The sequence below is a fragment of the Dokdonella sp. genome (genome assembly GCF_017744955.1).
GTDB lineage: Bacteria > Pseudomonadota > Gammaproteobacteria > Xanthomonadales > Rhodanobacteraceae > Dokdonella_A.
On sequence record NZ_JAGIAG010000001.1, the window covers coordinates 248,696 to 267,389 of the forward strand.

19 protein-coding genes are annotated in these 18,694 nt (G+C 70.2%); 8 read left to right on the forward strand and 11 right to left on the reverse strand.

Translation table 11 applies throughout. The features are described from left to right. Positions 1 to 86: 86 nt before the first annotated feature. From J7520_RS00975 to J7520_RS00990, 4 genes are all read right to left on the reverse strand, one after another. Positions 87 to 1,670, reverse strand: coding sequence for a tetratricopeptide repeat-containing sulfotransferase family protein (locus tag J7520_RS00975; protein WP_291182858.1), 1,584 nt, complete (start codon positions 1,668 to 1,670; stop codon positions 87 to 89). A 56-nt stretch (positions 1,671 to 1,726) separates the two neighbouring features. Then, the gene (locus J7520_RS00980; protein WP_291182860.1) at positions 1,727 to 2,080 is read right to left on the reverse strand and encodes a hypothetical protein; all 354 of its coding nucleotides are present in this window, start codon (positions 2,078 to 2,080) and stop codon (positions 1,727 to 1,729) included. 91 nt (positions 2,081 to 2,171) lie between these two features. Further along, positions 2,172 to 2,792, reverse strand: a complete 621-nt coding sequence (locus tag J7520_RS00985) for a GNAT family N-acetyltransferase (RefSeq protein WP_291182862.1) — start codon at positions 2,790 to 2,792, stop codon at positions 2,172 to 2,174. 73 nt (positions 2,793 to 2,865) lie between these two features. Continuing rightward, entirely contained in the window at positions 2,866 to 4,599 is a 1,734-nt protein-coding gene (locus J7520_RS00990) for a 3-hydroxybutyrate oligomer hydrolase family protein (RefSeq protein WP_291182864.1), read from the reverse strand. A gap of 213 nt (positions 4,600 to 4,812) precedes the next feature. Here J7520_RS00990 and J7520_RS00995 point away from each other — a divergent pair, with 213 nt between their 5' ends. Both J7520_RS00995 and J7520_RS01000 read left to right on the forward strand, forming a co-directional pair. Beyond that, entirely contained in the window at positions 4,813 to 5,208 is a 396-nt protein-coding gene (locus J7520_RS00995; protein ID WP_291182866.1) for an MmcQ/YjbR family DNA-binding protein, read from the forward strand. 121 nt (positions 5,209 to 5,329) lie between these two features. Next, positions 5,330 to 5,761 (forward strand): hypothetical protein, encoded by a 432-nt coding sequence (locus tag J7520_RS01000; protein WP_291182868.1) that lies wholly within the window; start codon positions 5,330 to 5,332, stop codon positions 5,759 to 5,761. Here J7520_RS01000 and J7520_RS01005 read toward each other — a convergent pair. The 5 genes from J7520_RS01005 to J7520_RS01025 form a co-directional block, all read right to left on the reverse strand. Beyond that, positions 5,758 to 6,771, reverse strand: coding sequence for an alpha/beta hydrolase (locus tag J7520_RS01005; RefSeq protein WP_291182870.1), 1,014 nt, complete (start codon positions 6,769 to 6,771; stop codon positions 5,758 to 5,760). The two genes, J7520_RS01000 and J7520_RS01005, sit on opposite strands and share 4 nt — an antisense overlap. A gap of 85 nt (positions 6,772 to 6,856) precedes the next feature. After that, complete coding sequence (locus tag J7520_RS01010; protein WP_291182872.1) at positions 6,857 to 8,728, reverse strand: EAL domain-containing protein; 1,872 nt, start codon at positions 8,726 to 8,728, stop codon at positions 6,857 to 6,859. Positions 8,729 to 8,887: 159 nt separating this feature from the next. Beyond that, on the reverse strand, positions 8,888 to 9,964 hold the full coding sequence (locus J7520_RS01015) for a sterol desaturase family protein (protein WP_291182873.1): 1,077 nt from the start codon (positions 9,962 to 9,964) through the stop codon (positions 8,888 to 8,890). 96 nt (positions 9,965 to 10,060) lie between these two features. Further along, on the reverse strand, positions 10,061 to 10,441 hold the full coding sequence (locus J7520_RS01020; protein WP_291182875.1) for a hypothetical protein: 381 nt from the start codon (positions 10,439 to 10,441) through the stop codon (positions 10,061 to 10,063). Between the two features lie 132 nt (positions 10,442 to 10,573). Beyond that, entirely contained in the window at positions 10,574 to 11,086 is a 513-nt protein-coding gene (locus J7520_RS01025; protein ID WP_291182877.1) for a DUF1993 domain-containing protein, read from the reverse strand. A gap of 120 nt (positions 11,087 to 11,206) precedes the next feature. On the opposite strand from J7520_RS01025, the gene J7520_RS01030 reads away from it, so the two are divergent. Beyond that, entirely contained in the window at positions 11,207 to 11,656 is a 450-nt protein-coding gene (locus J7520_RS01030) for a YaiI/YqxD family protein (protein ID WP_291182879.1), read from the forward strand. A 201-nt stretch (positions 11,657 to 11,857) separates the two neighbouring features. Next, entirely contained in the window at positions 11,858 to 12,967 is a 1,110-nt protein-coding gene (locus J7520_RS01035) for a PA0069 family radical SAM protein (protein ID WP_291182881.1), read from the forward strand. Here the strand turns inward: J7520_RS01035 and J7520_RS01040 are convergent. Continuing rightward, positions 12,964 to 13,443 (reverse strand): DoxX family protein, encoded by a 480-nt coding sequence (locus tag J7520_RS01040; RefSeq protein WP_291182883.1) that lies wholly within the window; start codon positions 13,441 to 13,443, stop codon positions 12,964 to 12,966. The genes J7520_RS01035 and J7520_RS01040 overlap by 4 nt on opposite strands. A gap of 293 nt (positions 13,444 to 13,736) precedes the next feature. Here J7520_RS01040 and J7520_RS01045 point away from each other — a divergent pair, with 293 nt between their 5' ends. From J7520_RS01045 to J7520_RS01055, 3 genes are read left to right on the forward strand one after another with little or no spacing between them, the layout of a single operon-like run. Further along, the gene (locus tag J7520_RS01045; protein ID WP_291182884.1) at positions 13,737 to 14,015 is read left to right on the forward strand and encodes a hypothetical protein; all 279 of its coding nucleotides are present in this window, start codon (positions 13,737 to 13,739) and stop codon (positions 14,013 to 14,015) included. Between the two features lie 55 nt (positions 14,016 to 14,070). After that, positions 14,071 to 14,916 carry a DUF692 domain-containing protein gene (locus J7520_RS01050; protein ID WP_291182886.1) on the forward strand — a complete coding sequence of 282 codons (846 nt, stop codon included), beginning with the start codon at positions 14,071 to 14,073 and terminating at the stop codon, positions 14,914 to 14,916. Next, positions 14,913 to 15,701, forward strand: a complete 789-nt coding sequence (locus J7520_RS01055) for a DNA-binding domain-containing protein (protein ID WP_291182888.1) — start codon at positions 14,913 to 14,915, stop codon at positions 15,699 to 15,701. The genes J7520_RS01050 and J7520_RS01055 overlap by 4 nt, the downstream gene beginning before the upstream one ends. Before the next feature lie 354 nt (positions 15,702 to 16,055). Here J7520_RS01055 and lpxO read toward each other — a convergent pair whose 3' ends face one another. Beyond that, positions 16,056 to 16,958, reverse strand: coding sequence for a lipid A hydroxylase LpxO (gene lpxO / locus J7520_RS01060; RefSeq protein ID WP_291182890.1), 903 nt, complete (start codon positions 16,956 to 16,958; stop codon positions 16,056 to 16,058). Between the two features lie 110 nt (positions 16,959 to 17,068). On the opposite strand from lpxO, the gene ilvA reads away from it, so the two are divergent. Further along, the gene (gene ilvA, locus J7520_RS01065) at positions 17,069 to 18,595 is read left to right on the forward strand and encodes a threonine ammonia-lyase, biosynthetic (protein WP_291182892.1); all 1,527 of its coding nucleotides are present in this window, start codon (positions 17,069 to 17,071) and stop codon (positions 18,593 to 18,595) included. The last annotated feature ends 99 nt before the right edge of the window (positions 18,596 to 18,694 follow it).

Below are 18,694 nucleotides of genomic sequence, written 5' to 3' on the forward strand. Positions count from 1 at the left end.
CTGGAAACCTTCGATCATACGGACGGGCCGCAGGCCTTCGTGAGCGCCGCGTCGGATTTCGGCACTCGCGCACGCATCCAGCGCGACTACGCCGTCACCCCGAGCGCGCGCCGCAGCGGATCGAGCAGCGTGCCGTAGCGTTCGGCCAGCGCCACGCCGCGCTGCAAGGGCCGGCGCACCTGCGCCGCGCTGGCCGTGTGCACTTCGCGGCGTACCTCGTGGAAATTCAGGCAGGCCGCATCGAAGTCGAGGCCGCAGGCGTCGAGCAGCGCGCTCGTGCGCGCCTCCGGCTGCGCCAGCAGCGCCTCGTGCGCATGCGTGTGGATCCAGCCCGGATGACGCGCGTCCCAGGTGCGCATCGCGCGCGCGCAGTCGCGGGAGAATGCGCCGAGATCGGCGAAGTCGTAGGCGAAGAATTGCGCTTCGCCGAAGTGGTGCTTGTAGCAGCTCCATGCCGTCTCCAGCGGATCGCGCACGCAATGCACGATGCGCGCGCCGGGCAGCATGCGGCGGATCGCGCCGAGCGTCTGCCAGTTGGTCAGGGTCTTGTCGGTGAAGTGCGCGCGACCGCCGTGCCAGGTCGCGCAGCGCCGCAGGTATTCCTCGCCGAGACGCCGCCAGTCGGCCGCGTTCGCTTCGCCGACCCAGGTCGGAAAGCGGCGGCCGCGGCGTCGGGATTCTTCCTGCAGGATGCGCGCGACGTCCTCGCGCTCGCCCCCGCTGGCGACCTCCGGATGCGCGGCGAGGATCTGCTCGGCCAGCGTCGAGCCGGAACGCGGCATGCCGACCAGGAAGATCGCGCCGGCGCCCCGATCGGCCTCGTCGTGTTCCTCCTCCGTTTCGTGCGAAGGCGCGAACGCGGCGAGGATGTCGTCGATCAGGGCGCTGACTGCCGCGGCGTTCCAGCGCACGCGCCGGCGCTTGGCGGCATTCGCGGCCTGCAAGGTCGCGAACGCCTCGGCGTAGCGTCCCGCGTCTTCGAGCATCGTGCCGTAGACGAAGCCGAGATCGATGCGCTGCGCCTCGTGCAGATGAGGATCGGCGTACAGGCGCGCCACGGCGTCGAGATCGCCCGGCGCGAGCGCGCGCAGATTGGCCAGCCCGACCCAGGCCGCGACCGTGTCCGGCGCTTCGCGCAGCACCGCGCGCAATGCATCCTCGGCTTCGCGCAGCCGGCCGAGCTGCTTCAGGCATTCCGCGCGCAGGATGCGCGACGGCCGATGCCGCGGGTCGACGCGCAGCGCCTGGTCGAACGCCGCCAGCGCCGCGGCAGCCTCGCCGCGCAGGTCGAGCGCGCGGCCGAGGTTGTAGGCGGCGCCGATCGAGTTCGAGTCGAGGTCGAGCGCGTGGCGGAACGCGGCGATCGCCGCCTCCGACTGGCCGGCCTCGGCCAATGCCGCGCCGAGATGGTTCGCCAGCGCGGCGTCGTGCGGAAATTGTCGATGCAGGTGGCCGAACAAGGCGACCGCGTTGGCGACGTTGCCGCGCCCGCGTTCGAGCACGGCGCTCAGCTGCAGCAGCGCCGGATGTCCCGGCTGCGCCTGCAGAGCCTCGTTGAGCGGCGCCACCGCCTCGTTCCACGCAGCGCGCTCGATCGCGCGCTGCGCGCGCTGCGCGAGCGCGGCGACGTTCGGCGGCAATGGCGGGAAAGCGGAGTGCGCGGCGTTCATCTCACGCAGTATGCCCGGCGGCCGAACCCGACGGCACACGCGCGGCGGCGATCCGGCTAGCGCGACGGGCGCGGATCGCGGGCGTCGTGCCAGATCAGGGTTTCCTCGCGGCGTTGCTCGAAGAAGTCGAGGCAACGATCGTCACCGCCGGCGAAGCCGCCGTCCGGCGTGCATAGACGCCGCCCCTCGGCGTCGTACAACGCGCTCGGCACGTCGCAGCAGCGCGCCGGCACGAAATAGACGAGCTGGCCGCGATAGCGATAGCGCACGATGCTGGCCGGCGGACGACCCACGGGCAGAGCGTTGAAGCCCTCGATCAGACCGTCGACGAACGGCGGCCGCGGCGCGGGCGGTGCCGCGGCGGCGGCGAAGGACAGTGCGGCCACGAAGGGAACGAGGATCGGCGGCATCGGGGCGGACTCCTGGGCGACGGTACCGCTGCAACGCGCGACGCGATCGCCTGGGGTCGAGCGCGCGGAATCGAAGCGCGGGCGCTCCGTGTCATCCGGACGGTCGCGCCTCGTCGCGTGGTACCGGCGCGCGACTCATGTGTTCGTAGCGATGCCCGGCCAGGCGGCGCTCGCCGTCGACGACGAAACCGAGTCTGGCGTAGAGGCGCTTCACGCCCGGCTTGTCGAGATCGACCAGCAGGCCGACGCGGTCGTAGCCGGCCTGCGCCGCTCGTGTGCAGGCCGCCTCGATCAGCCGCTCGGCGTGACCCGCGCCGCGGTGCCGCGGCGCGACCGCCAGCGCGTCGAGGTAGAACTCGTCCGCCGCGCTTTCGGGCTCGTGACGCCAGTCCGCCGCGGGATCGCGAGCGCGGCAGGCGGTGAGCACGGGGGCGGCGAGCGCGGCTTCGTCGTGGCCCGGGTAGGCGAGGATCGCCGCGGCGATCTCGCCGTCCGTTTCGAGCACGAGCACGTGTTCGTGGCTGTAGCGGTTGCCGCGCGCCGCGAAGCAGCGCGCGAAGAACGGCACCGCGCCGGCGTGGTCGTCGGCGCCGCTGAGCTTCAGCGCCAGATGGTTGATCGCCTCGACCAGCAGCGGCACGGCCTGCGCGGCGTCGGCGGGGCGCGCGGAGCGCACGCTCGGATTGATCCCGGGATCGGCGTTCGCACTCATGCGCTTCGGTCTCGCTTGCTCCTTGGTGATTCGCCGTCGCGGAATTCGCGGCGACGCCGCGCGAACTCCTCGCTCACATTCCCAGCATCGCACGCTCGAGCGCACCGGCGCCGCGCGGCCGGGTGTCGAATCGGCGCGACGGCGGCAGCGCGGTGCCATTCGCCAGATGCGCCCACAGCGCGTCGAGCGCGGCATAGCCGTACGGCAGCAGCGGCACGTGGCGCTCGCCGAAACCGGGCAGGGCGAGGAAAGCGTCGAAGTGCTGCGCATGCGGCACGCGCCAGTAGGTCGGCGCGCGGCCGGCCGCGGCGAGCGCCTGCACGTACGGCGCACTCGAGAACATGATCGGCAGCAGACCGTCGCCCTCGCCCTGCGCGATCAGGATCGGCAGATCCGCGCGCGGCACCGCCGCCGCCGTCGCGGCGACCGACGCGCGCAGGCGCAGCGCCTCCGCGCTGTCGCCGCGCCACAGCGCACGCAGGCCGTCGAGGCCGATCCAGGTCGGATCGTCCGAGGCGTCGCTGCCGCCGAGCAGGGCGACGCCGTTGCCGGGCGGAATGCCGGCCGCGTCCGACCACCAGGCCGCGCGCGTCGCCGCATCGGCCGCGACCGCGGTGCCGCGCGCGTCGACGGCGGCGAAACGGAATCCGCACGGCATCGCATCCGCCGGCGCGCGCAGGTAGGCCGAGGTGTAGGTCGCGCCGACCGCGCGCCACAGGTCGAAGGCGGTGCTGCTGGCGGCGGTGGCGAGGGTCGGCTCGTCCCAGCCTGCGGCGAACAGGCGCTCCAGCGCGCTGGCCGATTGCGCGGCGACGTCGCCGCCGGCGACGAGCCCGGCTTCGCGCAGGCGCGCGCCGCGCGCGCGCCAGGCCGGCAGCAGCGTCGGCACGCGCGCGAACGGCGCCGCGTCGAAACGCACGTCGAGCAGGGCGCAGGGCAGGTACAGCGCCGCTTCCGTCACGTAGTCGAACGCGGCGCGGCCGTGGCCGTCGACGTGCACGTTCGGCTCCAGCGCGACCACGCCGGACAGCAGTCCGACCTGATCGAGTCCGGCGGCCTGCAGCACCGCGCCGCCGCCGTTGGACAGGCCGACCGCGATCACGCGCGTGTTCGACGGCGTGAACGGCGCGGCGGCCGGAAATGCGCGGTCGAGCATCGCCAGGCCGAACTGCGCGGCCTGCAGCACGTGCCGGCCCCAGTCGGCTTCGGGATGATCGCCGGAGTGCGCGTGCTTGATCGCGACGCCGTGTCCGGTCGCGGATTCGAATTCCAGCGGTGCGTCGCCGCGGCGCGCGCGCGCGCCGTCGAGACGCACGCCGGTCTGCGAATCGGCATCGAAGTAGCCGGTGCCGGCGCCCTTGTCGGTGTAGACCACCGCGCAGCCACGCGGCAAGCCCCAGGCACCGGCCAGCGCGATCGCGCCGTAGACGCCGCGCGAGCCGGATGCCGGCGCGATCAGCAGGCAACGCGCGCGCGCATCGAATGCGTCGGGGATCTGCGCCAGCACGCGATGCGGCGAATGCGCGCCGGGAATCCACGCGAACGCCTGGTACTCGCGTCCGGGCACGTTCGGCACGCCGCCGTAGAGCGTGCCGTAGCCGCCGAGCGGACCGAGATCGGCGATGCCGTTCCAGTTCGCATGAATCGCACGGCGGCGCAGTTCGTGCGGCGTCGGCGCGGCCGCGTCGGCGAATGCCGGCGGCTTCGCGCGCAGGCCGCTCGAACCGAGGCCGGCGCTGAGCAGGTCGTCGCCGTCGCGGTGCGCGGTTTCGCGGATGTCGCCCAAGGGGCGATGGATGGTCGTCATCGGTGTCGGCAATGCTATCGCGTGGCGCCGACGGAAAGCGCTGCGCGGTGTGCACGTCGGCGTGCGCAGTTCCTCCGCGCGCGGTCATCGTTTCGATACGCAAGACATCGGTGCGCAGACGAAATTCGGCGTCTTTGCCGTACGACGTGCGTGCTAAGCTGCCGCCGTCGACCGGCGACCTCTCCGCTCGCTCGATCCGTCGCCCCGCTCGCCGTGAACGTCGCCGAACTCAAGAAACACTGCCTGCGCCATCCCGGCGCGGAATCGAAATTGTCCGGCCCGCCGAGCAATGTCCTGGTCTATTCGGTCGGCGGCAAGTCGTTCGCCTACTTCAAGACCAGCGAACCCGAGCGCTGGCGCTTCAGCATTCGCGTCACGCCGGAACGCTTCCTCGAACTCACCGACGTGCCGGGCATCAAGCCGGCCCGCTACATGGCGCGCTTTCGCTGGGTGACGATCGTCGACGTCCGTACGGTGCCGCAGGACTATCTGATCGAGCTGGTCGCCTGGTCCTACGACAAGGCGCTGAGCGGCCTGACGAAGAAGCAGCAGGTGGCCATCGCGGCGAACCGATCCCGGCCCGAGCGGCGACCGCGTTCGCCCGACTAGGCATCGGCCGCATCGCCACATGCGCGTGCCCGGCAAGCCGGTTCCGGCGGGTCCGCGCGAACCCGTGCCGGCGGTGAAGTGGTAGCGTGCGCGCTACTGCACCGACTCGAATGGAGACTGCGTGCGCATCGACGGCCAATGCCACTGCGGCAACCTCTCCTTCGTCCTCGACTGGCGCGGCGATGCCGACGCGATTCCGGCGCGCGCCTGCGATTGTTCGTTCTGCCGCAAGCACGCGGCGGTGTGGACCGCCGACGCATCCTCCGCGCTCGACGTGCGCGTGCGCGAGGCGTCCGCGCACTCGCGCTACCGCTTCGAGACCGGCACCGCCGAGTTCCACGTCTGCGCACGCTGCGGCGCGGTGCCTCTTGTAACTAGCGACATCGACGGCCGCCTCTACGCAGTGGTCAATGTCCACACCTTCGAGAACGTCGCACCGTCGCGGCTGCGCCACGCCGAGGTCAGCTTCGACGGCGAGGAAACCGAGGCGCGCCTGGCGCGCCGCCGGCGCGGCTGGATCGGGCAGGTACGTTTCGTGCGCGCGGACGGCTAGTTCGCCTTCGTCGCCGATACTTCGCGCATGACCTCGGCGATCGCCTTCGCCACTGCCTCCGGCCGGTCTTCCTGGATGTTGTGGCCGGACTTCGCCACCGCTTCGACGCGGCCACGCGTCGACAGCGCGGCGATGCGGCGGTGCGCCTTGGCGTAGGCCGCCTCGGCGATCTTGCGGTCATGCGGCTCGATCCATTCGCGATTTTCGGCACTGAGCACGATCAGCGGCAGCTTCGCCAGCGACCGCGTCTGCGCCGCTTTCACCGCAGCGATGTTGGCGGCGTCGGCGGCGCGTTCGGACAGGGCCGTGTCCCAGTAGGTCGTGGTGCGGAAGCGCTGCAGGATCGAATCGCTGAGCTTGTCGCTGAGGCCGGGGATCGGCGGCGGCACGCAGGCCTGCGCGGCCGGGGTCGGCTTGTCGAGATCGCCCTTGCGGGCGGCCTCCGCGCACTGCTTTCCGTAGTCGGTGTTCTTCGCGCTGGCCTCGGCCTCGCGCGCGGCGTAGCCGGGGGCGTCTTCGGCCAGCGTCTCGGAAACCGGATCGACCAGCACCAGGCCGGCCACTTCGCCCGGATGTTCGGCTGCGTACAGCCGCGCGACGTAGCTCGCCATCGAATGCCCGACCAGCACCAGCGGCGGCGCCAGCTCGGCCGCGTGCACCAGCGCGGAGAGATCGGCGGCGGCGGCCTGCGCGGTACGCGGCAGCGGGCCTGGATCGCTGAAACCGAGGCCGGCGCGGTCGTAGGCGCAGACGCGGTTCGTCTTCGCGACCAGCGGCTGCAGCTTGCGCCAGGACATCGAGGTCATGCCCTGGCCGGCGTCGAGGATCACCGTCGGCGCGCCGCTGCCGCTGCAGCGCAGGTTCACGTGCCGGCCGGCGCCGATGTCGATCCGCTGCGCGGGCTCGGCGTAGACGTCCAGCGCGGTGTCCGGCGCGGGCTTCGCCGCTGGTGCCGGCGCGGCGCCGACGAGGGGAGCGAACGACGCGAGCACGACGGTGAGCAGGCGCATGCAGAGCCTCCGGATCGGGAGCACGCATCGTTGCCAGGCGGCGCGCGGGCGTCCAGTCCCGCGGGTCGCGGGGAACGCGCGGCGTTCAGCGCGCGGCCAGCTCGAACGACGACGGCGCCTGCAGCGGCCGCGGCAGGATCGCCTCCTCGTCGGAGCGCATGCGTTCCAGCAGCGCCTGCAACTCCTCGCCGTCCAACGGCTCGCTGAACCAGTAGCCCTGGCCTTCGGTGCAGCGGTGCCGGAGCAGCCAGTCGAACTGGCTTTCGGTTTCCACGCCCTCGGCGGCGACGCGCAGGCCGAGCTCGCCGGCGAGGCCGATCACCGCGTCGACGATCGCCATCGAGTCGGCGTCCATGCCGATGTCGCGCACGAAGGACATGTCGATCTTGATGCGGTCGAACGGGAACAGGCGCAGCAGCTGCAGCGACGAATAGCCGGTGCCGAAATCGTCTAGCGACAGACGCACGCCGTAGTCGTGCAGTTCGTGCAGCGCCGTGCGCGTGGCGACGTCGCGCGCGAGCAGGGCGCTCTCGGTGACTTCCAGATCGAGCCGCTCGGGCGCCAGCCCGGCCTCGCGCAGCGCGGTGACGATCTCGTGCACCAGCCCCGGCTTGCGCATCTGCAGCGGCGACAGGTTCACGCCGATCTTGATCGGCCGCGGCCAGCGCGACGCGGCGAGGCAGGCCTCGCGCAGCACCCAGGCGCCGAGCGGGCCGATCAGGCCCATCTCCTCGACGATCGGCACGAACACGCCGGGCGACACGTCGCCGTGGCTCGGATGGCGCCAGCGCAGCAAGGCCTCGACGCCGATCAGCGCGTTGGTCTCCAGCGCCACGATCGGCTGGTAGACGAGGCTGAACTCGCCGCGATCCAGCGCGCCGCGCAGCTCCTGCTTCAGGCTCAGGCGCAGCTGCACCGCGGCTTCCATCTCCGGCGCGAAGAAGCGGTGCGTGTGGCCGCCGTCGTTCTTCGCCGCGTACAGGGCGAGATCGGCGCGCTTGAACAGCTCGGTCAGCGGCATCGCGCCCGAGCGCGTCTGCGCGATGCCGACGCTGGCGCCGATATTGACGCGCGCGTCCTCGACCTCGAACGATTCGGCCAGCGTGGCGACGATCTGGCGCGCCAGCGTGCTGCCGTCGCGGCCGCCTTCCTCGCAGGTCTGCACGACGGCGAACTCGTCGCCGCTGAGTCGCGCGGCGAACGCGTTCGCGCCGACGCAGGCGGCGAGGCGCCGTGCGACCTGTTCGAGCAGCAGGTCGCCGATGCGATGGCCGTGCAGGTCGTTGACGCTCTTGAAGTCGTCGAGGTCGACGTAGTGGATGTTCAGCACGCAGCCGGACGGCAGCGCGGCCAGCGCCTGCTGCGCGAGGCGCAGGAACTCGCTGCGGTTGGGCAGGCCGGTCAGCGTGTCGTAGTAGGCGAGCTGGTTGATGCGCGCCTGCGTCTCCTCGTGCGCGATGGCGATCGCGCACAGGTGCACGCAACGCTCGACGATCTCGCGCTCCAGCTCGCTCGGACCGCGCGGTTCGCGGTAGTAGAACGCGAACGTGCCGACGACGACGCCCTCGTGCGTCTTGATCGGGCTCGACCAGCAGGCGCGCAGGCCGATCGGCAGCGCCAATGCCCGGTACGAGGTCCACAGCGGATCGTTCTCGATGTCGACCACCTCGACCGGCTCGCCGCGGTACGCGGCGGTGCCGCAGGAGCCTGCTTCCGGACCCATCGGCATGCCGTCGAGCGCCTGCGAGTACGCATCGGGCAGGCTCGGCCCCGACAGCGGATGCAGACGCCCTTGCGCGTCGACGGTGAGGATCGAGCAGATCACGCCCTCGGCCAGGCGTTCCGCGCTGGCGCAGATGTGGTCGGCGATCGTCGCCATCGGCTCGCCGCGCGCGACTTCTTCGAGGATCTGCCCCTGCAGGTGCAGCAGCGAGGCGGTGGCGCTGGCGTCGATCATCGCGCGCACCCTCCCGTCCGCCGGCGAAATCGGCTCGTCGACCGGCGCGGGCGGCTCGGTGCCGCCGCTTCTTCCTGCAACCTTGTCCAGCCTTGCATGACCGATCTCCGGCCGATCACGGCAGACGCGTGACGCTTCCTGCGCTCCCGCTGCGCGGCTTCAACCCGCCGCAGCGCCCTGTGCCGACTCCTCGTCCGGCTCGATCACGAACTGATGCAGATCCACGTGCGCGGTCGGCACCGGCTTGTAGTCCGGCCCGAACGCGACGTCGCCGAGCTTCCAGCCCGCCGGCGTCCACAATGCGCCCCAGAAGCGCCGGAACGCACCCCACTGCATCGCCACCAGGCCGCGTTCGTTGTCGACGTCGACCATCGGATCGCCGACGCCGGTACGCCGCGGCGGCTCGCCGTACAGCGCGGTGCCGAACAGCACGTCCCAGATCGACAGTACCTGACCGTAGTTGCAGTCGTGCAGGCGCGGCCGCTCGGGATCGACGATCATGTGGTGCAGGCGGTGGAACTTCGGATCGACGAAGACCCGTTCCAGCACGCGACCGAAGCCGAAGCGCACGTTCGCGTGCGAGAAATTCTGCACCAGTTCGGCGATGAACAGCAGCAGGGCGAACTGGTCCGGCTCGATGCCGATGAACAGCGCCACCGTCGCCAGCACCATCGACTGCAGGAAACCGTCGACGTAGCTGCCGCGGTCGTTGGTCCAGCAGCTCATCTGGCGCTGGCTGTGATGCATGCTATGCAGCGCCCACCACCACGGGATCGCGTGCTGGGCGCGATGCATCCAGTAGTAGACCAGGTCGTAGATCAGGTAGTAGACGAAGAACAGCAGCAGCGGATGCTGCTGGAACCACGGCACCCAGTGCGAAAGGCCGGTGGCGATCTCGTCGCTGCCGGTCGCCACCGGCACGCCGCCGGCGAACCAGTTCGCCAGCGGCGTCAGCACCAGGTAGGCGAACAGCGGATTCAGGCCGAGCAGCATCACCAGCGTGTAGGTGCGGTCGATGCGGGTGTGGCGGCGGTCGGCCCAGTGTTCGGCCGGCACCAGACTTTCGAGCGGACGGAAGAGCAGGCCGATCACCAGCACCTGCACGATCGCGATCAGCAAGGCCTCGGCGATCTCGCGCGGGTCGCCGGCGAGCTGGTGCAGATGGACGAAGTCGACGAACGGCGTGACCGCGTAGGCGTTCAACGCATCGACGGCGTGGGACCAGAGCTCCTGCATGCGGCGATTGTAGCGCTGCCATGGCGCGGCGCGGCGGGCGTCCGCGCGCGCGGTGCGGGCGTCACCGAACCGTCACGAACCGCGGCTGGCGCCGCTTCAGGCCGCCACCGGCGCGGGGGCGGGCGCCGGCCATTGCCTGAACACCACGCAGACGTCGGTGGCGTCGCGCACGGCGAATTCGAGCGCGCCCCAGGGTTTCTTCGTCACGGTCGCGCTGTCCGGATGCAGCAGGTCCGGCCGGCGCGAGCGGATCTCCACGTGCAGCACGCCGATGGTGTCGGTCTCGATCGCGAACTCCGGCCGGTTCGCGACCGCCTGCCCGGCGCTTTCCACCAGGCAGGCCTTGGCGCCGTCGCGCTCGACCACCACCATGCCCTGGTCCTGGTGCAGAACCTGGAAGCCGAGGCCGTCGACGAAGAAGTCGAAGCCCTCGTCGAGGTGTTCGTAGAAGATCTTCGGAATCAGCTTCTGCAGCATCGCCACGCCTCCTTCATGGCTCGCATCATCCGCGACGGAGCCGGGGCGAAGCTGCGTAAACGGTCGCAAATCCAAATCTCCATTCTTCACAGACGCTTCGCGAACGGGGCTCATGCGACGTCGAGCTGCGGTTCAGTCCGGCAGCGGGCCGATGAAGTCCGTTTTGCCGATCTCCACGCCGCTGTGGCGCAGGATCGCGTAGGCCATGCTGACGTGGAAGTAGAAATTCGGCTGCGCGAAGCCGAGCAGGTAATCCAGTCCGTTCAGGACCAGCTCGCGGCCGCGCACCGGCACCGTGACGTCGCGCTCATCGCTGCCTTCGAAGCGGGCCGCGTCCAGTGACTTCAGGTAGTCGATCGTCTTGGCGATGCGCGCCTGCAGCTGCTCGAAGGTCGACTCGTCGTCCTCGAACACCGGCCGCTCGGCCCCGGCCAGCCGGCCGCTGCCGTTCTTCGCGTGGTCGGTCGCGATCTGCACCTGCCGTGACAGCGGCAGCATGTCCGGATACAGGCGCGCGCCGATCAGTACCGTCGGCTCGATCTTCTTCGCGGCCGCGTGGATAGCGGCCTTGTCGAGGATGGTCGCGAGGTGGCTCAGGTTGCGGATGAAGACGGGGACCGAGGCCTGGTACATCGAGAGCGTCATGGCGAATCCTGTGCTGGGTGGAGCGAGCGACGTTGAGGCCGTCGCGGGTCGTTGCAAGAGCCCGGTCGCTGCTACCCTCGCCTGCCCCGTTCCGCCCGGCCGTCGACGGCCGCTGCCGCCATGAAGATCTGGGTCGACGCCGACGCCTGCCCGAAGGTGATCAAGGAAATCCTCTATCGCGCCGCCGAACGCGTGCGCGTGCCGCTGGTCCTGGTCGCCAATCAGCCGCTGGCCGTGCCGCGATCGGAGCTCATCAGCAGCCGCAGCGTGGCGCAGGGCCTGGACGCCGCCGACCAGGCCATCGTCGACTGGGCCGAGCCGGGCGACCTGGCCGTGACCGCCGACATTCCGCTGGCCGCGCGCCTGGTCGAGAAGAACGTGCTCGCGATCAACCCGCGCGGCGAGCTGTACAGCCGCGAGAACGTGCGCCAGCTGCTGTCGATGCGCGACTTCATGGACGAGCTGCGCGGCAGCGGCGTGCAGACCGGCGGCCCGGCCGCCTTCCACGCCCGCGACCGGCAGGCGTTCGCCAACCAGCTCGACCGCCTGCTGGCGCGGCGTGCGCCTTAGCGCTTTCCCCGCCCCCAGGTCGCCGCGCTGGAAGAGCGTTTGACGCGGATCAAGGCGCATGTACGCGGATAGAGCCAATTTAGTGTCTGCTCCATCCGCGTTTTTCCGCGTCGATCCGCGTCCCGGCTTTCCTGGCCACGCGTGCGCCCGACGCCGATGCTTCGCAACTTCTGAGACGTCGCGGCGCATACTGGCGCGCAGATGAAATCCGCCTCGTCCTCCTTCAGCCCCGACCGCATCGACGCGCCCGCGCGCATCAAGGGGCGCGGCGCGGCCTCGAATCCGGAAGGCCGCTTCGAATCGCTGGAGAAGACGCGCGAGGACGACGGCTGGCACCGCGAGGAAGCCGCTGCACCACGGCCGCCGACCCACGTCACCGAGGAACGCGCGCGCTCGATCATCAGCCGCAACGACTCGCCGGACATCCATTTCACGCAGTCGATCAACGCCTATCGCGGCTGCGAGCACGGCTGCGTCTATTGCTACGCGCGCCCGTCGCATTCCTACCTGAACCTGTCGCCCGGCATCGACTTCGAGACCAAGCTGTTCGCCAAGACCAACGCGGCCGAACTGCTGCGCAAGGAACTGGCCAAGCCCGGCTACGTCTGTTCGCCGATCAACCTCGGCGCGAACACCGACCCGTATCAACCGATCGAGCGCCGCTACCGCATCACGCGCTCGGTGCTCGAAGTGCTGCACGAATGCCGCCATCCGTGCACCGTCATCACCAAGAACGCGCTGATCGAACGCGACCTCGACCTGCTCGTACCGATGGCGCAGGCCGGGCTCGTGCACGCCTTCGTGTCGGTGACCTCGCTCGACAACCGCCTGTCGAGCACGCTGGAGCCGCGCGCGAGCGCGCCGCATCGGCGCCTCGAAGCCGTCGCCGCGCTGAACGCGGCCGGCGTGCCCTGCGGCGTGATGGTCGCGCCGATCATTCCGATGGTGACCGACCGCTGGATCGAGCAGATCCTCGAACGCGCCGCCGCCGGCGGCGCGCCGATCGCCGGCTACACCGTGCTGCGCCTGCCGTACGAGCTGAAGGACCTGTTCCGCGAATGGCTGGACCTGCACGTGCCGCAGCGCGCCGAGCACGTCATGAGCCTGATCCGCCAGATGCGCGGCGGGCGCGAGAACGATCCCAACTTCGGCTCGCGCATGCGCGGCGAGGGCGAGTTCGCCGAGTTGATCCGGCAGCGCTTCCAGCTCGCCTGCCGCAAGCACGGCATCGGTCGCGGGCGTGAAGTGCGGCTCGACACGAGCGCGTTCAAACCACCGCGTGCCGCGTCGCCGCAAGGCGAGCTGTTCTAGGTCTTCTCCATCCGCATCACCGGCGTCGCGATGCCGAGTCGGCGCGCCAGCCACGTGTCGAGACTGGCCTTGCCCGGCCCGGCGATCAGCAGCCAGAAGAAGATCAGGATGTAGACGAACTCGTCGAGCTCGACCAGTTCGTCGAAGCTGCTCACGTTCTTGATCACCACCAGCGCGATCGCGACGATCATGTTGACCGCCATCGCCGCCGCGGTGAGGCGCGTGAACAGGCCGAGCATCAGCAGCAGGCCGCCGACGAAATCGGTGCCGGCCGACAGCGCCGCGCTGAGCGCCGGGAACGGAATGCCCCATTCGACGAAGCGTTCGGTGAAGCCGTCGAGGTGCTGCAGCTTGGCCCAGCCGGTTTCGAGCCAGAAGTAGCCGAAGAACAGGCGCAGGACCAGCGGGCCCAGCCAGTGGACGCGGGTCAGCGCGCGCAGGACGGCCTCGCAGCCGCGTGCGATCGTGTCGGACATGGATGACTCCCGTAGCAGGAATGACGCGGGGAAAACCTGCCGATCGTCGCAATCGCCGGCGGCCGGCGATCGCGGTTGCAACCTATTCACGTTCGGCGTGTACAAAGACCCGGGCCGGCGGGGAGTCCTTTCACGACGGGCACGCACGGCTTCGCTGCGCTGCGGCAAGCGGAGCGTGAAAGGACTCGCGCAGAATGCCGTTCCTCTGCCTGCCGGCCGACAGGCGCGATGCGCGACGGAACGGCGACTTCAGCGGTACACGACAACCATTCGAACCCACTACGGAGTACGTCATGGAAACCAACGTTTCGAAGCTGACCGGCATCGCCCTCGCCACCGCCGTCGCCGGCCTGTTCACCCTGGCCGTCGCCGCGCCGGCCCACGCCGCCGACGAAGCCAAGGTGAAGTGCGAGCATTCCTCGTCCTGCAAGGGCCACGGCGCCTGCGCGACGGCGAAGAACTCGTGCAAGGGCCAGAACGCGTGCAAGGGCGAGGGCTTCACGATGCAGAAGGACGACGCGGCCTGCAAAGCGGCGCAGGACGAAGCCAAGAAGGCCGAAGCCAAGAAGTAAGACCCGTCGCGCTGCGTGACCCGCCGCCGGCGGGTCACGCGGTTCGCCCACCGCGATGTCGAACTCCGATCCCCGCCATCCTCCGCTCGGCTACGGTCTCGGCCTGCGCGTGGAGCACTACGAGGAACTGCTCGGCGGCGATCCGGCCGTCGACTGGCTCGAGGCGCTGAGCGAGAACTACCTGGTTCCCGGCGGCCGCCCGCTCGACTACCTCGCGCGCCTGCGCGAACGCTGGCCGGTGGTTCTGCACGGCGTGTCGCTGTCGATCGGCAGCAGCGATCCGCTGAACCGCGACTACCTCGCGCAGCTGCGCCGGCTGGCCGAGACGGTCGAGCCGGCCTGGATGTCCGATCACTTGTGCTGGACCGGCGTCGACGGCAGCAATCTGCACGACCTGATGCCGCTGCCCTACACCGAAGAAGCGATCGACCACGTCGCCGCGCGCGTGCGCGAAGTGCAGGACTTCCTCGGTCGCCGCATCCTGCTCGAGAACGTTTCCAGCTACGTCGCCTTCCATGCCTCGCAGCTGTCCGAATCGCAGTTCCTCGCCGAGATCGCGCGCCGCGCGGACTGCCTGATCCTGCTCGACGTCAACAATATCCACGTCAGCGCGCACAACCACGGCTTCGACGCGCGCGGCTATCTCGACGAGATTCCGTTCGAGCGCGTGCAGCAGTTCCATCTCGCCGGCCACGAGCACAACGGCGCGCTGATCGTCGACACGCACGACGCCGCGATCGTCGACCCGGTATGGGATCTGTACGCCGATGCCGTGCGTCGCTTCGGGCCGGTCTCGACGATGATCGAGCGCGACGACCGCATTCCGCCGCTGGCCGACCTGATCGCCGAACTCGACCGCGCCCGCGCGATCGCCGAGCCGATCCTGCGGGCCGCGGCATGAGCGCACTGGCCGAACTGCAGCGCGAACTGCAAGCGCACGTGCTCCGCGACGATCCGGCTGCGCTGCGCGCCGTGGTCGCGACGACGGGCGCCGATGCGACGCAGCGCCTCGGCATCTACGCGCATGCGTATCGCGCGCGCCTGCTGGAGGTGCTGCGCGGCGATTTTCCCGGCCTGCTCGCCCTCGCCGGCGAGGAGGATTTCGAGCGCCTCGCGCTCGCCTACGTCGCGGCGACGCCGTCGCCGCACTTCAACGTGCGCTGGTACGGCGACCGTCTCGCCGCGTTCGCGCGCGAACGAACGCCGTGGTCTGCGCGTGCGGAACTGGCCGAGATGGCCGAGCTGGAATGGAAGCTCGGCCTCGCCTTCGACGCGGCTGACGAGGCGAGCGTCGATTTTCCCACGCTCGCCGCGCTCGCGCCGACCGACTGGCCGGCCCTGCGCCTGCGCCCGCACGCCTCGCTGCAACGCGCGCTGTTCATGCGCAACGTCGATACGGTCCGCCGCGCCGTCGACCGCGAGGAAGCCGTGCCGGCACTGGAGACGTTCACCCCGCCGCAAGGCTGGGCCGCGTGGCGCAAGGACTCGATCGTGCGCCACCGCCGCCTCGACGAGGACGAAGCCGCCGCGCTCGACGCGGTCGCGCAAGGCGCGACGTTCGCCGACCTGTGCGCGCACCTGTGCCGATGGCACGCGGCGGAAGATGTCGCCGCGCGCACGGCGACGCTGCTGCGTCGTTGGGTCGAGGACGGCTGGGTCGCGGCGTACGACTTCGCCGTCGGGTGAGTCCGCGAAGCGTCCGAGGCTCGAAGCAGGGTTCTCTCGCAGAGGCGCAGAGAGCGCGGAGAACAGGAAAAACGAACTGCGCGCGCATTGAAGAATTTCGAGCGCCGTCATCCGCGCGTACGCGGCAAGCGCTTTCTTCAGCGATCGTAGGGCTGGTCGTCCACCTGGTCCTCGATCTGACCCACAGCTACATCAAAAGGGTCCGCGCGTTCACGGGGATGACCCCATTGCCGACCGTGCAGAGGGGCTAAATTCTTCTGAGCGCTTTCTTCGCCTTTCTCCGCGCCCCCTGCGCCTCTGCGAGAGAAAGCTTTCTTATGCAAACTCGAGACTCTGCCTCGAGCGGAAGCGCGCTCACCAAGGCCAGAAGATCGCCAGCGCCAGCGCGCCGAGCAGGCCGAACTTCAGCGTGTAGTAGAGCTTCTTGTGCGACTTGCGCAGCCGCTTGGCCCGCGCACGCACCTGGTAGAACGAGGCGAACGCGCGGTTGAGTCCGCCGGTGGCGTCGCCTTCCATGTTCGGCGAAGCGGCGGCGGCGACGAAGCGGCGCGCGACGAAGCGGTTCAGCGCGGTCGCCCAGCGGTACTTCATCGGCCGCTCGACGTCGCAGAACAAGATGATGCGGTCGCGCTCGGTGCCGTTCTCGGCGCGATGGATGAAGGTCTCGTCGAACATCACGCTCTCGCCGTCGCGCCAGCTGTAGCGCTCGCCGTCGACCTCGATGTAGCAGCGGTCGTCGCCCGGCGTGAGCAGGCCGAGGTGATAGCGCAGGGAGCCGGCGTACGGGTCGCGATGCTTGCGCAGCTCGCTGCCCGGTGGCAGTTCGGCGAACATCGCCGCCTTCACGCTCGGGATCGAGCGCAGCAGCGCCGTCGTGCGCGGGCACAGCGTCGCCGCGGACGGGTGCGCGTCGTCGTACCACTTCAAGTAGAAGCGCTTCCAGCCGCGGCGGAAGAACGAATTGAAACCGACGTCGTTGTACTGGTCGGAGGCCTTGATCTGCTGCGCCGCGCGCAGCGCCAGCGCCTCCTCGCGGATCTCCTGCCAGCGCTCGCGCAGCGGCGCCAGCTCGGGAAACTGCTCGATCGGGATGTAGCGGCTCGTCGGCACCCGCGAGCAGGCGTACATCAGCACGTTCAGCGGCGCCATGAAGCTCGAGTGGTCGGTCAGCTGGCGCGACAGGCGCAGCCGCACGCGGCCGCGCAGATGGATGTAGGCGGCGCAGCCCACGAAGATTGCCAGGATCAACCACTTCATCGGGAAAGGACGTCGGATTTCGCAGACCACGTAGTTTACCTTCTGCCCATCGCCGCCGTTATGTCGACGATCCACTAAGATCGAACGCCGTTCAGCCGCCGCGATCGCGCATGTCCGACCACGATCTCCTGCGCCGCATCCTGACCGCGCGCGTCTACGACGTGGCGCGCGAGAGCGAACTCGACTTCGCGCCGAACCTGTCCGCGCGCCTGGGCAACCGCGTGTTCCTGAAGCGCGAAGACAACCAGCCGGTGTTCTCCTTCAAGCTGCGCGGCGCCTACAACAAGATGGCGCAGCTCGGCCCGGAGCAGCGCGCGCGCGGCGTATTCGCGGCCTCGGCCGGCAACCACGCGCAAGGTGTCGCACTGGCCGCGCGCAAGCTCGGCCTGCGCGCAGCGATCGTGATGCCGGTGACCACGCCGGCGGTGAAGATCGACGCGGTGCGCGCGCACGGCGGCGACGCGGTCGAGGTGGTGCTCGCCGGCGAGTCCTACAGCGACGCCTACCGCGCCGCGGTCGAACTCGGCGAACAGCGCGACCTGACCCTGATCCACCCGTTCGACGACCTCGACGTGATCGCCGGCCAGGGCACGGTCGCGATGGAGATCCTGCGCCAGCACCAGGCGCCGATCCACGCGATCTTCGTGCCGGTCGGCGGCGGCGGGCTGATCGCCGGCGTCGCCGCCTACGTCAAGGCGGTGCGGCCCGAGATCCGCGTGATCGGCGTGCAGACCGAGGACTCCGACGCGATGGCGCGCTCGCTCGAAGCCGGCAAGCGCGTCGAGCTGGCCGAGGTGGGGCTGTTCTCCGACGGCACCGCGGTCAAGCTCGCCGGAGCGGAAACCTTCCGCCTATGCCGCGCGCACGTCGACGAGATCCTGCGCGTGGACACCGACGCGCTCTGCGCCGCGATCAAGGACGTGTTCGCCGACACGCGCAGCCTGCTCGAACCGGCCGGCGCGCTGGCCGTCGCCGGCGCCAAGCGCTATGCCGAGCGCGAGCGGCTCGCCGGCGAAACGCTGGTCGCGATCTGCAGCGGCGCGAACCTGAACTTCGATCGCCTGCGCTTCGTCGCCGAGCGCGCCGAAGTCGGCGAGGCGCGCGAGGCGCTGTTCGCGATCACGATTCCGGAGGAGCGCGGCAGCTTCCGCCGCTTCTGCGCGCTGCTCGGCGAACGCAGCATCACCGAGTTCAACTACCGCATCGGCGACCCGCACCAGGCGCGCCTGTTCGTCGGCGTGCAGACCCGCGGCGCCGGCGAGAACGCGGCGATCGCCGCCGACTTCGCGCGCGGCGGTTTCGACGTGCTCGACCTGACCCACGACGAACTGGCCAAGCTGCACCTGCGCCACATGGTCGGCGGCCGCTCCGAACTGGCCGCCGACGAGCTGCTGTACCGCTTCGACTTCCCCGAGCGCCCCGGCGCGCTGGCGCGCTTCCTCGCCGCGCTCGATCCGGCCTGGAACATCAGCCTGTTCCACTACCGCAACCACGGCGCCGACTACGGCCGCATCCTGGTCGGCCTGCAGGTGCCCGAGGCTGACCGCACCGCGCTCGCCGCGTTCCTCGCCAGGCTCGGCTACGCGCACCGCGACGAGAGCGACAACCCGGCGTATCGCCTCCTGCTGCGCGCCTGAATCGCGGGAGCGGCGCCGGCCGACCGGTCCGGCCGTTCCCCGACGTGACACTCGGCGACGGCGTCTTGCGAGTGTCGACCATGCGCGCTCCTTCCCGGG

What these genes read in the sequence shown, in the direction of transcription:
- J7520_RS00990 (WP_291182864.1), bottom strand. Translation starts at nt 4,599, where the DNA reads ATGACGACCATCCATCGCCCCTTGGGCGACATCCGCGAAACCGCGCAC.
- J7520_RS01010 (WP_291182872.1), bottom strand. Translation starts at nt 8,728, where the DNA reads ATGATCGACGCCAGCGCCACCGCCTCGCTGCTGCACCTGCAGGGGCAG.
- J7520_RS00985 (WP_291182862.1), bottom strand. Translation starts at nt 2,792, where the DNA reads ATGAGTGCGAACGCCGATCCCGGGATCAATCCGAGCGTGCGCTCCGCG.
- J7520_RS01040 (WP_291182883.1), bottom strand. Translation starts at nt 13,443, where the DNA reads ATGTCCGACACGATCGCACGCGGCTGCGAGGCCGTCCTGCGCGCGCTG.
- J7520_RS01050 (WP_291182886.1), top strand. Translation starts at nt 14,071, where the DNA reads ATGTCGAACTCCGATCCCCGCCATCCTCCGCTCGGCTACGGTCTCGGC.
- J7520_RS00975 (WP_291182858.1), bottom strand. Translation starts at nt 1,670, where the DNA reads ATGAACGCCGCGCACTCCGCTTTCCCGCCATTGCCGCCGAACGTCGCC.
- lpxO (WP_291182890.1), bottom strand. Translation starts at nt 16,958, where the DNA reads ATGAAGTGGTTGATCCTGGCAATCTTCGTGGGCTGCGCCGCCTACATC.
- J7520_RS01045 (WP_291182884.1), top strand. Translation starts at nt 13,737, where the DNA reads ATGGAAACCAACGTTTCGAAGCTGACCGGCATCGCCCTCGCCACCGCC.
- ilvA (WP_291182892.1), top strand. Translation starts at nt 17,069, where the DNA reads ATGTCCGACCACGATCTCCTGCGCCGCATCCTGACCGCGCGCGTCTAC.
- J7520_RS01020 (WP_291182875.1), bottom strand. Translation starts at nt 10,441, where the DNA reads ATGCTGCAGAAGCTGATTCCGAAGATCTTCTACGAACACCTCGACGAG.
- J7520_RS01025 (WP_291182877.1), bottom strand. Translation starts at nt 11,086, where the DNA reads ATGACGCTCTCGATGTACCAGGCCTCGGTCCCCGTCTTCATCCGCAAC.
- J7520_RS01055 (WP_291182888.1), top strand. Translation starts at nt 14,913, where the DNA reads ATGAGCGCACTGGCCGAACTGCAGCGCGAACTGCAAGCGCACGTGCTC.
- J7520_RS01035 (WP_291182881.1), top strand. Translation starts at nt 11,858, where the DNA reads ATGAAATCCGCCTCGTCCTCCTTCAGCCCCGACCGCATCGACGCGCCC.
- J7520_RS00980 (WP_291182860.1), bottom strand. Translation starts at nt 2,080, where the DNA reads ATGCCGCCGATCCTCGTTCCCTTCGTGGCCGCACTGTCCTTCGCCGCC.
- J7520_RS01005 (WP_291182870.1), bottom strand. Translation starts at nt 6,771, where the DNA reads ATGCGCCTGCTCACCGTCGTGCTCGCGTCGTTCGCTCCCCTCGTCGGC.
- J7520_RS01030 (WP_291182879.1), top strand. Translation starts at nt 11,207, where the DNA reads ATGAAGATCTGGGTCGACGCCGACGCCTGCCCGAAGGTGATCAAGGAA.
- J7520_RS01015 (WP_291182873.1), bottom strand. Translation starts at nt 9,964, where the DNA reads ATGCAGGAGCTCTGGTCCCACGCCGTCGATGCGTTGAACGCCTACGCG.